Consider the following 15576-nt stretch of genomic DNA (forward strand, 5'->3'; position numbering starts at 1 on the left):
GATGCCACTCCTTCAGTTCAGGGATAGGGCTGCGCGATCGCCGCTGAAGGCGGCCCCGACAAGACGGCGCATATCTGGCAGCGGCAGCGGCCTTGGATTGTTCTCGATCAGTCTTGCAATCCCGCAGGACTGTTCAGCCACCCAGTCGAGACGGTTTTCCGCCAGCCCGAGGTCGTCCAGGCTTGCAGGAATGCCGATCCGTGCGAACAGCTCTGCGATGGCGGGTACGACCTCGGCTCCGCAGGCCAGATCCATGGCGCGCGCCATCTCGTTCAGATGCGGCCCGATCTCGGGCGTGTTCCATGCCATGACGTAGGGCATGAGGCAGGCCACTCCAGATCCATGGGCTGTATGGGTCAGCGCGCCCACCGGATACTGGATCGCGTGCGCAGCACCGGTCCCGGCGACGCCAAATGCGAGGCCGGCCATCGTTGCACCCATCATGGTCTGCTCGCGCGCTGCACGGTCCTGTCCGTCCTTGAAAGCCGCTTCCAGCCCGCGCCATAGCAGCCCGATCGCGCCAAGCGCAAAATGATCTGAAATCGCGTTCTTTCCGACAAAAACACGCTCTTGGGCGATGCCCGGCACAGGCTCTCGGCGGATGGCGGTGAACGCCTCGATTGCGTGGGTGAGCGCGTCCGCTCCGGCGATGGCGGTCAGACCCGCAGGGCAAGTCATGGTCAGGTCAGGGTCGCAAATCGCGATGGTCGGCACGATATAGGGACTTGAAATTCCGACCTTCAGGCTTCGCTCGGAGTCGGAGAGAACGGCGACAGGCGTAACCTCCGACCCGGTTCCCGCAGTCGTCGGGACAGCAATGAGGGGGAGCACCGGTCCGGGCACCTTGTGCTCGCCATAATAGTCCTGCGGACGGCCGCCATGAGCCAGCAGGATAGCCACGCATTTCGCCATGTCGAGGCAGGACCCCCCTCCGATACCTATTACAAGGTCCGGTGCGAAGTCACGGGCAGCCTCGGCACTGCGCACGGCCGAGTCGACCGGCACATCAGGCATGGTGGAGCTATCGACCATAAGCTCGATCCCTGAAGTCCGCAATTCGTCCATCATTTCGCCGAACGTTGTATCGTCTGCAAGGCGCGCGTCAGTGACCACCAGCGCCCGGTTGCCGAGGCCCCGCGCGATGCCGCCAAGCGATTTGCGCTGCCCCGCACCGAACATCAGTTCGCGCGGAGCGCGCAGTACTCCAAATAACGTCATGGTTCTGTCTCCCTTTTTCATTCAGGCGGCCGCGAGGTGCGCCAATGTTTTGTAGAGGTCCTCCGGCCCCTCGATGCCTTCGCGAAGTGCGTCGGCGCGGCGTCACCGGGCGCCATCTCCAGGGATCGCAACCGGTCGGTCCGGGTCGTCAGGGCGCGAGGCGCGCAACCGACTGCAGATCCGCGTGGCTCGGCAGCGCCCCCTTGTTTCTTTAGCAAGGTCACAACGCTGGCGTGCAATTCCTCCCCTGAAAACAGCACTTTGGCCCTAATCTGAATCATATCGTATATGATAATGTATTTGACATCCGATATTCTATGTGGTCGAAATTGGGGCCTGTCAAGTCGCGGGACAAACTCGGGAGGGGGACAATAATGGCAACAGCCGCTGAACGCGCCGGCAAGTCGGGACCAATCGCAAGGTCCAGCATCGTCGACGATGTCTACGACAGTATTTACCAGCGATTGATGTCACTCGAGATCTCGCCTGGATCCCGCATTCCAATCGAGACACTCGCCCGAGAACTTGCCGTGTCGCAGACTCCGGTGCGTGAAGCCCTGAGCCGCCTCGTCAGGGAAGGACTTGTTCGCAAGGCCCATCTGATCGGTTACTCAGCCGCTCCGCAGCTGACACGCAAGGAGTTCGATGACCTTTACACGTTTCGCCTGCTCCTTGAGCCCGAGGGTGCCCGGCTCGCCTGCCGCAACATGACAAGCGAGGGCCTGGCAAAGCTCGAAGAAACCGCTGCCGATATGGAGCGTGGCGAGCAGCCAGTCGACCGCAACAGCCGGTATTCCCGCTTCGCCCGCACCGACGCGCATTTCCACGAAGAGATCTTGCGGATTGCCGACAACGAGGTGATGCGTCACGCGCTCGTAGATCAGCACGTCCACCTGCACATCTTTCGCCTGATGTTTCATTCCCGCGTCACGCAAGAGGCCTTGGAAGAACACGAGAACCTGCTTGCCGCGTTCCGTGCCGGCGACGAGCACGCCGCGCATGCGGCAATGGTCGCCCATATCGAACGCTCGCGCGATCGCCTGCTGGCGGCCTTCGAATGACTCACGCTGATGCCATCAATGTCGCCCGAGCCATGAGTGACGCCCCAGTAGTGCTGCGTGCCGAAGCTCTCAGCAAGGCTTATGGTCCGATCACGGTCCTGTCCGACGTGACGTTGGATGTCCGCGCGGGTGAGGTTCACGCGATCATTGGCGAGAACGGCGCGGGCAAATCCACCCTGATGAAGCTTCTTTCCGGTCACGTTCGTCCCACCGAGGGGCATATCGCCATGGAAGGACATCGCGCCGATTTTGCCGATGCTGTCGAGGCTGAATCCGCCGGCGTGGTGCTGGTTCATCAGGAAATCCTCCTCGCCCCAGACCTGACCGTGGCACAGAACCTGTTTCTCGGGCGCGAACTGTCACGGGGTCCGTTCGTCGATGATCGGACCATGAACCGCCGCACGGCCGAGATTCTGTCGCGGATCGGGGCATTGGCGCATCCGCGTGATTTCTTGTCCGACTTGCCGCTCGCCCAACGTCAGCTTGTTCAGATCGCTCGCGCGCTTCTTGAGGACCGCAAGGTGGTGATCCTCGACGAACCGACAGCCGTTCTGGCCAATGACGAGGTCGCGGCGCTGATCGACATCGTTCGCGACCTGCGCGACCAAGGCGTCGCAGTGCTCTACATTTCGCACCGGCTGGAGGAAGTCGAGGCCCTCGCCGATCGCGTCACCGTCCTGCGCGACGGCAAGATGATCGGAACCTGGCCCGCCGAGGGACTGAGCCAGCGCGAGATGGCCGAATTGATGGTCGGCCGTGAGCTGTCGATGCTCTACCCGGCCAAGCGGGGCCTTTCTGCCGCTGATCCGGTGCTTGAGGTCGAAGGATTGTCCGTCGACCACGGACGCACCGAGGGATCATTCGTAGTCCGGCCAGGCGAGGTGCTTGGCATCGGCGGGATGATCGGAGCAGGCCGCACCGAGCTCTTCGAGGGATTGATGGGCCTCCGCCCGTCGGCCGCAAAACGGGTGGCTCTGCATGGCAACACCGTCGCTCACCGAGACGTGCGGTCTCTGATGGCGCGCGGGCTCGTCTATCTGACAGAGGATCGCAAGGGCCGTGGCCTGATGCTGGACAAGCCGTTGGCGCAGAACGTGACCTTGCAGGCGCTCGACGAGGTCAACCCGGGCGTGATCCTCAACCGGACGAACGAAGCCGAACAGCTAAGGTCATCAATCCGCGACTACGACATCCGCGTCAGATCGCTCGACCTTGATGCCGGACAGCTATCGGGGGGCAATCAGCAAAAGCTGCTGCTGGCCAAGATCATGATGACTGACCCCTCGGTAATCGTCATCGACGAGCCGACCCGCGGCATCGACATCGGCAACAAAGGTCAGATTTACCAGTTTATCGACGGGCTTGTGCGCAAGGGCAAAGCGTGCGTCGTGATTTCCTCCGAGATGCAGGAGCTGGTCGGTCTATCCGACCGGGTCCTCGTGATGCGCTCTGGACGCATCGTGGCCGAGTTGGCTGGCGCGGAGATCACCGAACAGAACGTCATCTACGCCGCTGCCAGCGGCAGCAACCAACACCTGGGAGCCCCGATATGAGCGCCACAGAAGCAGACGCCGCGCAGGACGCATCCAAGACCAAGCGTGCCGGCATCCGTTGGGGCGCGCTCGCGCCGTTCATCGCACTCGCCATAATCTTGATCGCGGGCGCGCTGATCAATCCGAACTTCCTTGCGATGAACAACCTGATGAACGTCATCACCCGCACATCGTTCATCGCGATCATCGCAATTGGAGCGACTTTCGTAATCGCCTCGGGCGGCCTCGATCTTTCCGTCGGCTCGATGATGGCCTTTGTCACCGGCATCATGATCATCGCGATGAACTCGATGGTACCTATGCTGGGTGATTGGGCGATCCTGGCCGGTGCCGGCGTGGCGTTGGTCGTCGGAGCGCTCTGCGGCTTGTTCAACGGGCTTGTGATAACGGTCGGACGGATCGAGCCGTTCATCGTGACGCTTGGAACGATGGGCATCTTTCGCGCCTTCACAACCTTCATGGCCGATGGCGGCTCGCTGCCGATCGACCGTTCCCTTCGCGAGGCCTATCGCCCCGTGTACTTTGGCGATTTCCTTGGCGTCCCCTACCCTGTCCTGATCACCCTTGTGGTCATCGTTTTGGGGTCATTCCTGCTCTACCGGACCAAGTATGGCCGCAGGGTAACGTCAGTGGGCTCGAACATCGACGTGGCGCGATTTTCGGGTGTCCATGTCGGGCGCGTCCGGACCATGGCGTTTGTCATTCAAGGCGTTTGCGTCGGTATTGCGGCGATCTGCTACGTGCCGCGGCTGGGTGCCGCCACGCCCACCACCGGCCAGCTTTGGGAGCTTCAGGTCATCACAGCGGTCGTTATCGGCGGCACGTTGCTGCGTGGCGGCAAGGGGCGGATCTGGGGGAGCGTTGCAGGCGCCCTGATCCTCGAGGTCATTGCCAATGTGATGGTCCTGTCGGACCTGGTGTCGGAGTACCTCGTGGCAGCAGTTCAGGGGGCGATCATCATTATCGCGATGCTTGCGCATCGTTTCACGAACAGTCGCTGAACAGACGACTGAAATTCCAAGGGAGGAAACTACCATGACCAAATACAGACCGAACGCAAGGATGCTGATGTCCAGCGTCTTGCTGGCCGGGAGCACGCTTGCCAGCGCTGTCCATGCCCAGGACATCGAATTCACGGTTGCCGTGTCGATCCCAGCGGCAACGCATGGCTGGACTGGGGGCGTAGTGTATCACGCCGAACGCGCGGAGACCGAGATCGAGGCCGCGTTTCCCAACATCGACGTTATCGTCTCCACGGCCTCGTCGGCCACGGCGCAGGTGTCCGCACTGGAAGACCTGACGGCCACCAACGATCTCGACGCGCTGGTGATCTTGCCGTTCACCTCGGAAGAGTTGACCGGCCCGGTTGCACAGGTGGCCTCGGAAGGCACCTTCATCACGGTCGTCGACCGCGGCCTTGCGGATGAATCGATTCAGGATCTCTATGTCGCTGGCGACAACATCGCAGTCGGCGCGAACACAGCGACCTGGCTTACCGAGCAACTCGGTGGCGAAGGTCAGATCGTGGTCCTGCGCGGCATCCCGACCGTCATTGATGATGAACGGATCCAGGGGTTTACTGAAGTTATCGAAGAGACCGACATCGAGATCCTCGATATTCAGTATGCAAACTGGAATCAGGATGAAGCCTTCACGCTCATGCAGGACTACCTCGCCCGTTACCCGCAGATCGATGCGGTCTGGGCCAACGACGACGACATGCTGTTGGGCGTGCTCGAAGCGATCGACCAGGCAGGCCGCGAGGATATCAACTTGGCGGCAACGGCATGAAACAAGTCGTCGAGATGGTGATGGCCGAGGACGAGCGGACACCGATCTCTACCCCCTACCCGCCGTCCATGATTGCGTCCGCTCTCTACATGACGGCTGCACAGTTCGCGGGCCAAGCACCCATGCGGGGATCTTTCCTGCTCGACGCACCGCTGATCACGCCGGAGAATGCAGACCAGTTCTACTTCCCCGACTCCCCATTCTAAGACACTACAACGCCCGCGCAGGCACAGCTTGCGCGGGCTCAACAGACAGCTAAAGGAGGCGAGTTATGAGCGGCAAGAAGGTCCTCATGCTGACCGGTGAATTCACCGAAGAATACGAGATCTTTGTCTACCAGCAGGGCATGGAAGCGGTTGGCCACACCATTCACGTGGTGTGTCCCGACAAGAACGAAGGTGACCTGATCAAGACCTCGCTCCACGATTTCGAGGGCGATCAGACCTACACGGAAAAACCAGGGCACCTTGCGGAGATCAACAAGACGTTCTCTGAAGCCGAGGCTGAACTCGACAGCTACGACGCCGTCTATTGCGCCGGCGGGCGTGGGCCGGAATATATCCGGACCGACCCGCGCATCCAGGCGATCGTCCGGCATTTCCATGAGACGCAGAAACCGATCTTCACGATCTGCCATGGCGTCCAGATTCTGATGGCGGTGCCCGAAGTCCTGAAAGGTCGTAAGGTCGCTGGCCTTGGAGCCTGTGAACCCGAAGTCACCGCAGTCGGCGGGATCTATGTCGACTTGGGTCCGAAGGACGCGCACGTTGATGGCACGATGGTTTCTGCTAAGGGCTGGACCGCCCTTGCCGCCTTCATGCGCGAATGCCTGAAAGTGCTGGGGACAGAGATCAAGCACACCTGATGTGCCATTCAATGGCGGCGTCTGCCTTTTGAGCAGGCGTCGCCACCGGTCACATAAACCCCGTCTGCCAGCGTCGATCAGACATGTGCGCAACGGGATATCGGCCAGCCACTCCGCTTCGACGGCGAGCATCGATCCTCGGACAACCGCAAGCGGAAGGGCAAAAGGGCGCACGTTCGCGCGACGGATAAGGCACTTCGACCGCTGCCGATATACCTGCTAGCCGGAACCACTCGCCCACGCCGGGCGTTAATCGTTTCAGGCAATACAGGAGATCCCCAATGGCATCGCGCGCGCTTTGGAAGGGCCAGTTGCGATTGTCGCTGGTTTCGATCCCGGTCGAGATCCATTCGGCGCGCCGGTCGGATCGCAAGATCACCTTTCGCCAGATCCACAAGCCCAGCGGCATGCGTGTCCGGTACGAAAAATCCGTCACCGGCGTCGGCCCGGTAAAGTCCGAGGACATTATGAAGGGCTATGAGGTCAGCAAGGACGAATATGTCCTGCTCGAGCCCGACGAGATTGATGCCATCAAGCTGGAGACCAAGAAGACACTCGAACTGGTGCAGTTCGTGGACGGGGCGGAGATCGCGCCGATCTGGTTCGACAGGCCCTATTATGTCGTGCCCACAGACGATCTGGCCGAGGACGCCTACCGCGTCGTGCGCGATGCGCTGCGCAATTCGGGCAAGGTGGGGCTGGGCCAGTTGACCATGCGGGGGCGAGAAGCACTCTGCGCGATCCGGCCCTGCGGCGACGGGCTGCTGATGGAGACACTGCATTACGAGGATGACATCCGCGATGCCGAGCCCATGTTCTCCGGCATCGAGGATGATCCGGCCGACGCCGACCTGTTGCAGGTGGCAACCGAGTTGATCGACCGCAAGACCGCGCCATTTGATGCGGGCGCGTTCGAAGATCACTACGCCGCCGCCTTGCGCGATCTGGTAGACCGCAAGGTCAAGTCGCGCAAGACGCCCCGTGCCACCACAGATGAGTCTGACGAGCGACCCGAGGCGACGAACGTGGTGGACCTGATGGATGCGCTGCGGGCAAGCTTGAAAGGCTCCAAGGCTGGCGGAAAGGCATCCGCGGCCAAGCCTGCGGCGGGCAAGGACACGCCGGACAAACCGTCCAAGAAAACCCCCGCCAAAAGCACGGCCAAGTCTTCTTCCAAATCTTCGTCAAAATCTACAGCGGCTGGTCGCCGCAAGAAGGCGTCTTGAGCAAGCTCGAGACCTACCGCGCCAAGCGCGATTTTGCCCGCACGGCCGAGCCGGATTCGGACGTGATCGCGGCGGGCAGCAGCCAGTCCCGCTTTGTGGTGCAAAAGCACGATGCCTCTCGGCTGCACTATGACTTTCGCCTTGAACATGACGGTGTGCTTTTGTCCTGGGCCGTCACGCGGGGCCCCTCGGGCGATCCCGCGGAAAAGCGTCTGGCGGTCCGGACCGAGGATCACCCGCTGGACTATGTCGACTTCGAGGGGACGATCCCGAAAGATGCCTATGGCGGCGGCACCGTGATGCTCTGGGATCAGGGCTGGTGGCAACCGCTGCATGACCCCGCAGAGGGATTGGACAAGGGCAAGCTGCATTTCATACTGCACGGAGCACGGATGATGGGCGGCTGGGTGCTGGTGCGCCTGCGCGGCAAGGCACGCGAGACACGCGAGAACTGGCTGTTGTTCAAGGAGCGCGACAGCCATGCCGGGCGCAGTCCCGACGGGCTGCTGAACCGCCATCGCACCAGCGTGACAACAGGGCGCACGATGCGCCAGATCGCCGCCGGCAAGGCAGTGGTAGGCAATACCAAGGCCCAAACGAGCAAATCCCAGACCGGAAAGCGCCCGGCCTTCCGCCCCGTCCAACTCGCGTCCCTGCGCGAAAGCCCGCCCGACGGCGCTGAGTGGCGCCATGAGGCCAAGTTCGACGGCTATCGCTGTCTCGCTGCCCTCGGGCGGGGCGGTGCCCGCCTCTTTACCCGCAACGGTCACGACTGGACCGACCGCTTTACCGGGCTGGCCAGAGCGCTTGAGGCCCTGCCCTGCAAGGCGGCACTGCTGGATGGCGAGGTGGTGGCCGGGCAGGACGGCGGCGATTTCTCGGCGCTGCAAGTGGCGATGAAGGACGGCGGTGCGCTGACCCTGCATCTGTTCGACCTGCTGCATCTGGACGGACAAGACCTGACCGCCAAGGCCCTGACCGACCGGCGGCAAGCGCTAGAGACGTTGTGCGCCCGGCTGCCGCCGCGCGGCCCGGTGCGTCTGTCGCCGTTCATCGAGGGCGACGGCGACCACGTTTTTGCAGCGATCTGCGCGGCTGGGGGAGAGGGGATCATTTCCAAACGACCCGACGCGCCCTATCGCAAGGGTCGAAGCAAATCCTGGATCAAGACAAAATGCATCCGGCGGGCCGAGTTCGCGATCGTCGGCTGGTCGCCCTCGGACAAGCGCGGACGTCCCTTTGCATCGCTCCTGCTGGGCAGTCACGAGAACGGCAGGCTGGTCTATCGCGGCCGTGTCGGCACCGGGTTCGATCAGGCGGTGTTCCAAGACCTCACCACCGCAATGGCCCCGCTGGAGCGGAAAACGTCGCCCGTCGCGGGCGACCTGCCCCCTGAGACGCGCGGCGCGCATTGGATCACACCGCGTCTGGTGGCCGAGATCAGCTATGCCGAGTTCACCGCCCAAGGGCACATCCGCCACGGTGTGTTTCTGGGCTTGCGAGAGGACAAACCCGCAATGACCGTCAGCGCATCCGCCGAGGAGCAAGGCGACACCGTCACAATCGCCAGGACCCGAATTTCAAACCCGGGCCGCGTTGTCTATCCAGGCACCGGGGTAACCAAGGGCGACGTCGCCGAATACTACGCCATGATCGCCGATCGTTTAATCAAGACCGCCGGGCACCGGCCCGTGTCGCTTTTTCGCTGCCCGGACGGGATCGAGGGCGAAGGCTTCTTTCAAAAGCATGCCGGCAAGGGGTTTCCGGACAGCATCGGGCGGCTGCCGATCACGGAAAAGGATGGCGACCCGGCTGACTACATCCAGCTCTCCGGTGCGGCCGCCGTGATGGGTGCCGTGCAGATGGGCAATCTGGAGTTCCACATCTGGGGTTCGACCGCGGACCGGCTGGAACAGCCCGACCGAATGGTCTTTGACCTCGACCCGGACGAAGGGCTGGACTTTGCCGCAACCCGAAAGGCGGCGTTGGCGCTGCGCGACGACCTGGACAGCATCGGCCTGCCCTCCGCCGCTATGGTCACGGGCGGCAAGGGTATCCATGTGATTGCGCCGCTGCGCCGGTCTGCCGAATGGGCAACGGTCAAAACCTTTGCCCAGACCTTTGCCACCGTCCTCGCACAGCGCCATCCCGACCGATATACCGCAGGCATGTCCAAGGCCCGCCGCAAAGGCCGCATTTTCATCGATTGGCTGCGCAACGAACGCGGCGCGACTGCGATCGCCCCCTACTCCCTGCGCGCCCGCCCTGGCGCCCCGGTGGCCACGCCCGTCACATGGGAAGAACTGGCCAAACTTAAGGACGCCAACGGATTTAGCATTCCAGAGATTTCGCAGCGGCTATCAGCCCCCTGCCCCCTGACGCTGCCAACACCGCGCAGCATCGGTGTCACAACTATCCGCGCCCTTGAAAACTGGGCGACAGAGTAGCCCTACCACTTTTTTGCACAGGCATAGCCAATAGAGCGCTTATGCGGTTCCCAGCAAATCTCGCGCGATGCGTTCAAAAATCGCGCTGCCAATGGGGATCAGGTCATCAGGAAAGTCGTAATCCGGATTGTGTAAGGCAGCATGATTTTCGCCCGGCCCCAAGCACAGCATCGCTGCTTTCGCGCCCCATCCAAACACACCAAAATCTTCTGACGCGCGCATGGGGATGCTCTCTTGCCCATGAGGGACCCCGATCGCGTCCAGCGCTTTCGTTGCAACGGCGTAGGCATCTGGATCATTCACAGAAGCGGCGAAGTGATCGCGGACCTCGAATGCCACACCCAGCCCGAATTCCTCTGCAACTGCTATGGCAATGCTTCGAGCCGTCTTTTCGAGACTTTCCATCTTTTCGTCACCCGCAGTGCGCAAGGTGGCGAAAATCTCGGCCTCACCGGGGGCGACGCCGAAGGTAGGTTCGCCGATGTTGGCATGGGTAATCGTCACCAGACGGAAATCATCGTTGCGCGGCCCGCCCTCCCCTTGACCAAGGGCATCCAGCGCAGGGATCAGTTTGGCAACCGCCAGCGCGGGCGAGACACCATCCTGCGGATCGGCGGCATGAGCCGTCTTGCCGCTGAGCTTGATCCTCAGCCCCAGAGACGCGCAGTTCATCAACCCGGCACGGGTAGAGACAAATCCAAACGGGCTTCCGGGCGCGTTATGAATGGCAAAGGCCCAATCCGCTTTGATCTCTTGATAGGCCGGATCGGCGACCACCGCCTTCGCGCCGCTTCCGTCTTCTTCAGAGGGCTGGAACATCAGGATAACACGCCCCCGCGCGACCGCTTGGCGCGAAATCATGCGACCCAAGGCAAGCAGCATTGTCATGTGGCCATCATGGCCGCAGACATGGCTTTTGCCGGCAATTTCCGAGGGCCAATCTATTCTATCGTTTTGTTCCGGAATTGGCAGAGCGTCAAGTTCGGCACGGAAAAGGACTGTCGGGCCATCGTTGCCGGAGTCAAAGACCGCTGCCACACCATGACCGCCAAGTCCGGTCAAGATGCGCGTAGGAGACATGGGTTTCAGTGCAGCAACTATGCTTTTTGCTGTCTCCACTTCCTCTCCAGATACCTCTGGGCGGCGGTGAAGGTCACGCCGAAATTCCGCCAGTTCGATCAAGTCACTATTTGTTAGCACGTGTTGCTCTGCTTTCGAAGTCAGTTCCGACGATTGAACAGATACCAAAGCAGAAAAGGGAACAACAGCCGAGCTGTGCAACACAGTGGCGTTCTCAATTGCTCAAAACCCGGGCAAGGCGCCTGATCCTGAGCGCCCTGTTCAGCTCGCCCCCGAAAATCAGAAGAAGTGCTGCGAGGTACATGAAATAGAGGGCAGCGATGATACCAGCCATGCCGGCATAGTAGCTGGCGTAGGTGCCGAAGCTGCCCACGTAAAACGAGAAGGCCGTGGCGAGCAGCGTCCATGCGGTCGCAGTAAAGACGACGCCGGGCCAGATATTGGTAAACGTCGTCCGCCGCGCCGGCAGCCAGACATGCGCGGCAAACAAGGCAATCACGAAGATTGTTGCCGACACTGGAAATCGAACCAGCCTGACCGTAACGGACTCGGGTTCAAAGCCTGGAAAGAACGCGTGCAGCCACGACCCGGCCCGCGGCGCTAGAACCAGAAGGTAGCCAACCAGCACGAGAACCAGACCGGCAAGGATGACCATAGCGATCTGGACGCCATAGAGCGTGACCGTGGATCGAGTTTCTCGAATGCCGTAGGCGCGGTTAAGCCCGACACGAACGCCGTCAACGCCGCCAACGGCAAACCAGATCGTCAACAGGATACCGATGCTGAGCACACCTCCGCGGGGCACGGTCATTACCTGCTCGACCTCCGACACAATCGGTTCGATCAACGGTGGCGGCACGATGGCTATGAGAAAATCGACCAGATCGTTGGCCATGGATCGATCTCCGACGAAGGCCGTCAGCGCACTGGTGAAGATAAGGAAGGGAAATAGCGCCAGCAACGCACGAAATGCCACATTTCCGGCCAGTCCGAACGCGTCGTCATTCCAGAGCCTCAGGATCGCTTCCCTTAGAACAGCCCTCGCGGCGCGCCACCCCTTGCCGTGAAACAGTTCATCGGGGTTTTCGCTCATGACCCCGTGGGTCATGGCAATATCGCGCCGCGTATCCTGAGCAGACTTGGCATTCATGCACCGACCTCGCCCATAATGCGATGCCCGGACGCTCCAAGGGGAAGTGCGCGGGTTGAAGCACGATATCCTCGTCGCATCGGATGCACCACAATGAACTCTGTCTGGGGTTGGTCCTTCCTGGCGGTTCGTGTGTCATAGTGGCGGCAGGCGGATCCATTTCGACGTCCGATGTCGGTGCTGGCCTATCTGTGAGCGTTGGTCATTGAGAAATCAGGGACGCAATCAATGAGCGGTCGAACTGGCTTGAAATAGACGGAAGGATCATCGAAATGGCCCTGATCGCGTCGCAAATTTTCCTGCTCAGCTTCAAGCATGACGCGAAGCGCCCGAAATGCCAGTTTTTGCCAGTCCGGATCGGCCTCGTCGAGCGTGACGCCGAGTCGCGTCGCCACAGCAAGGAGCGGATCGCGGGCCAGCGTCCGGTCGCGATTGACGATGGCCTGGCGAAGCGTCTCGAGGGCAGCGTTTGCGCAGTTGAGTTCGTAGGTCGCGATCTCCGGAGTGCGCAATGTCGCGATCTCACGCGCGGCGTCGGCCGCTTCGACAAGAAAGCGGCAGAGCTCAACGAGAAGCCTTTCGATTTTGTCGGGCGCGATCGCCATTGTCCACTCCGTCATTCCGGCGAAGGCGATACCGCTCAGCAGCGTAAGCTTTTGGGCGAGCACCTTTGCGTCGGGAAGGACGTGGGATCGTAACGGGAAAAGGAGTGAAACTTTTTTGGTCGACGTTCAGAATTTCAGAGCATTCTGCGGCCAGCGTCGGCGCCAGTGGAAGCCAGAGGCTCTATATTCGAGATGGGGTTGTGCCGAGACCTGTGACCGCATGTCTTCGTTTCCTGTGCCAGCATTTGTGCCATGCGCGGGGACAGGAATCGTGCCATGTGGTTGAAACCGCGATCACATTCGCAATTTCACCAATAAATTCAGATACTTAGAATATATTGGCTCCGGCGGTAGGGATCGAACCTACGACCAATTGATTAACAGTCTAATTTTAGAGTCAAACAGGGCCTAACTTTGTAAAACTATCGGGGCGGAAAAACGCCATATAAACCAACTATTTCCTTGCAATGATGGGTAACGTTACTAACTTGGGGTAACGGTGCAAATCACCGGAATCTGTTACCCCTGTGTTACCCCGAGCCGCTGGGGTAACAAATCGGACCGCCAAATCGGAGCCTTCAAGACAAGCCGTTGTCGGGACTGAAAAAAGCCGGGGTAACACCATTTGACTGAGGTGTAATAATGTCGAAGGCATTCACGACTAAGACCGTCGAGGCGTTCAAGCCTCACCTAGATCGACGGGAAATTCCCGACCCTGCATTGTCTGGGCTTTACCTAGTCGTCCAGCCCAGCGGCGCGAAAAGCTGGGCCTTGCGCTACCGCTACGCTGGCAAGCCCCGCAAGCTGACTTTGGGCCGCTGGCCCATCATGGGCGTTGCCAGTGCCCGCGCCGCCGCGTCCGAAGCAATCGAGGCTGTGGAACATGGCAACGATCCGGGGGCGTCCAAAAAGAAAGCCAAGGCCCAACGCGTCGAGGCGCAGCTATCGGAGCGCGACCTTATCAAGACGCTGATGGGCGACTATGCCAAGCGCCACCTTGTCAGCCTGAAATCTGGGGCAGTGGTGGCGCGCGAACTTGAGCGTCACGTAGTCAGCCAATGGGGCGAAAGAGATATTCACGACATCACCAAGCGCGACGTCATCGACCTGCTGGACGGGATAGCCGATAGCGGGCGTGTGGTGACTGCCAACCGCGTGCGGTCCTATCTGGGGACATTCTTCAACTGGGCCGTTGATCGAGACATCATTCCAATGTCACCGGCGCAGGGGGTGAAGCCGGTTGCCAAGGAAAAGAGCCGCGAGCGCGTATTCACCGACGACGAAATCAGATTGTTTTGGCGCGCCTGTGACGATCTGGGCTTTCCTTGGGGGCCGCTGGGCAAGACCTTGCTTTTGACCGGGCAGAGACTTGGCGAGGTCGCGGGCATGACCGATGCGGAAATCAGCGGCGGCATTTGGAACATGACAGCGGACCGGACGAAAAACGGGCGCGCGCATTCGGTGCCGCTTTCCGATGCTGTGAGCGACGTTCTGGAGGGCGTGGAGCGCGTCAAAGGCGACGCCGGGTTGATCTACACCACAACGGGCAAGACGCCGCTGAGCGGCTTCCACAAGGGCCGGAATCACATTGCCGAACGCATGGTCGAGATTGCCAGCAATGAAGCGGGCGAGCCGGTCGAGATACCCCACTGGACGTTTCACGATCTGCGCCGCACCGCCGCAACCGGGATGGCACGGTTGGGCATTCCAGTGCGTGTAACCGAAGCCGTTCTAAACCACGTCAGCGGCACCGCCGCCGGTATCGTCAGCGTGTATCAGCGCCACGACTATGCCGACGAAAAGCGCAACGCACTGGACGCTTGGGCGCGGCTGGTGGCCGATCTGGTGGACGGGACACACGACAACGTGGTGCGAATTGCGGGGGTAGGTCAGTGACAGATTGGGGCTTACCAGATTGGCGGTCTGCTGACGCCTATGATTTAATCGACACTTGGGATTGGCTTCGCTGGCGGTGGGAGTTTTATCGTCGTCGTGACGATCTGCGGCGCGATTTTTGGGATCGAGCGCAATCGACATACGAGCTTTACCATCGTTGGTATTCCGAAAACCCAAGACTTGGTGTTGATCCAGAAACCATGTTGAAGCCCAAAGATGCAGGCTTCACAGCGCAAGCCTATGTTTCAGACGAATACAAAATGATCGGATTACCGAACCCGTCAATTTCCGAACAACCAAGATGGGCAATAGAGGTCTTTGACCGCCCAAACGATATTGACATAGTATATGCGTCCGCTGGCTTTGATACTGGGCCTATGGAGTCCCCAAACCTTGTGACAAAAATCGACCTAGACCGGCCCTTGGCCGCACAGATTGAGACCTTGGAAAAGGAGGCGAAAGCATACCAAAAAAATCGCCACGGAAAATTGCTTCAATCAAGAAAGCACTTTTCAAAATGGGGCGATTACTTGCGGGCGCTTGATGCAAGAGAAGATGGTGCAAAGTGGGTTGAGATTGCCGATATGCTGAGGCTTTCACCAAGTGAACCCGGGAATGCAGTCAAGGCAGCGAAAGACACTTTTGAGGCGGCTGACCGACTGAGATTTAATTTCCCAAATTAGA

Annotated in this window: 14 protein-coding genes; 10 read left to right on the forward strand and 4 right to left on the reverse strand. The window is 60.4% G+C overall.

What is annotated here, in order from left to right; translation table 11 throughout:
* Positions 1–12 precede the first annotated feature (12 nt).
* Positions 13–1218, reverse strand: a complete 1206-nt coding sequence (locus tag V8352_RS11080; RefSeq protein ID WP_336424358.1) for an iron-containing alcohol dehydrogenase — start codon at positions 1216–1218, stop codon at positions 13–15.
* Between the two features lie 374 nt (positions 1219–1592).
* On the opposite strand from V8352_RS11080, the gene V8352_RS11085 reads away from it, so the two are divergent.
* The 8 genes from V8352_RS11085 to ligD all read left to right on the forward strand — a co-directional run bounded on the left by V8352_RS11085 (position 1593) and on the right by ligD (position 10161).
* On the forward strand, positions 1593–2279 hold the full coding sequence (locus V8352_RS11085; protein WP_336424359.1) for a GntR family transcriptional regulator: 687 nt from the start codon (positions 1593–1595) through the stop codon (positions 2277–2279).
* Positions 2280–2311: 32 nt separating this feature from the next.
* The gene (locus tag V8352_RS11090) at positions 2312–3832 is read left to right on the forward strand and encodes a sugar ABC transporter ATP-binding protein (RefSeq protein WP_336424360.1); all 1521 of its coding nucleotides are present in this window, start codon (positions 2312–2314) and stop codon (positions 3830–3832) included.
* Positions 3829–4833: an ABC transporter permease gene (locus V8352_RS11095; protein ID WP_336424361.1), complete on the forward strand. Its 1005-nt coding sequence runs from the start codon at positions 3829–3831 to the stop codon at positions 4831–4833. Before V8352_RS11090 ends, V8352_RS11095 begins: the two co-directional genes overlap by 4 nt.
* A gap of 34 nt (positions 4834–4867) precedes the next feature.
* The gene (locus V8352_RS11100; protein WP_336424362.1) at positions 4868–5623 is read left to right on the forward strand and encodes a substrate-binding domain-containing protein; all 756 of its coding nucleotides are present in this window, start codon (positions 4868–4870) and stop codon (positions 5621–5623) included.
* Positions 5620–5829: a hypothetical protein gene (locus V8352_RS11105; RefSeq protein ID WP_336424363.1), complete on the forward strand. Its 210-nt coding sequence runs from the start codon at positions 5620–5622 to the stop codon at positions 5827–5829. Before V8352_RS11100 ends, V8352_RS11105 begins: the two co-directional genes overlap by 4 nt.
* Before the next feature lie 65 nt (positions 5830–5894).
* Positions 5895–6488 (forward strand): DJ-1/PfpI family protein, encoded by a 594-nt coding sequence (locus V8352_RS11110; RefSeq protein WP_336424364.1) that lies wholly within the window; start codon positions 5895–5897, stop codon positions 6486–6488.
* 281 nt (positions 6489–6769) lie between these two features.
* Positions 6770–7714 (forward strand): non-homologous end joining protein Ku, encoded by a 945-nt coding sequence (gene ku, locus V8352_RS11115; protein ID WP_336424365.1) that lies wholly within the window; start codon positions 6770–6772, stop codon positions 7712–7714.
* Positions 7711–10161 (forward strand): DNA ligase D, encoded by a 2451-nt coding sequence (ligD, locus tag V8352_RS11120; RefSeq protein WP_336424366.1) that lies wholly within the window; start codon positions 7711–7713, stop codon positions 10159–10161. Before ku ends, ligD begins: the two co-directional genes overlap by 4 nt.
* A gap of 39 nt (positions 10162–10200) precedes the next feature.
* On the opposite strand, the gene V8352_RS11125 is transcribed toward ligD, so the two are convergent.
* The 3 genes from V8352_RS11125 to V8352_RS11135 all read right to left on the reverse strand — a co-directional run bounded on the left by V8352_RS11125 (position 10201) and on the right by V8352_RS11135 (position 12996).
* Entirely contained in the window at positions 10201–11361 is a 1161-nt protein-coding gene (locus V8352_RS11125; RefSeq protein ID WP_336424386.1) for an amidohydrolase, read from the reverse strand.
* A gap of 94 nt (positions 11362–11455) precedes the next feature.
* The gene (locus V8352_RS11130) at positions 11456–12334 is read right to left on the reverse strand and encodes a YihY/virulence factor BrkB family protein (protein ID WP_336424367.1); all 879 of its coding nucleotides are present in this window, start codon (positions 12332–12334) and stop codon (positions 11456–11458) included.
* Positions 12335–12576: 242 nt separating this feature from the next.
* Positions 12577–12996 carry a hypothetical protein gene (locus V8352_RS11135; RefSeq protein ID WP_336424368.1) on the reverse strand — a complete coding sequence of 140 codons (420 nt, stop codon included), beginning with the start codon at positions 12994–12996 and terminating at the stop codon, positions 12577–12579.
* Positions 12997–13638: 642 nt separating this feature from the next.
* Between V8352_RS11135 and V8352_RS11140 the strand changes: the two genes are divergently transcribed.
* The gene (locus tag V8352_RS11140) at positions 13639–14892 is read left to right on the forward strand and encodes a tyrosine-type recombinase/integrase (RefSeq protein ID WP_336424369.1); all 1254 of its coding nucleotides are present in this window, start codon (positions 13639–13641) and stop codon (positions 14890–14892) included.
* Entirely contained in the window at positions 14889–15575 is a 687-nt protein-coding gene (locus V8352_RS11145; protein ID WP_336424370.1) for a hypothetical protein, read from the forward strand. The genes V8352_RS11140 and V8352_RS11145 overlap by 4 nt, the downstream gene beginning before the upstream one ends.
* The last annotated feature ends 1 nt before the right edge of the window (position 15576 follow it).

This window comes from Roseovarius sp. D0-M9 (assembly GCF_037083805.1).
In the GTDB taxonomy this organism is placed as follows: Bacteria; Pseudomonadota; Alphaproteobacteria; order Rhodobacterales; family Rhodobacteraceae; genus Roseovarius.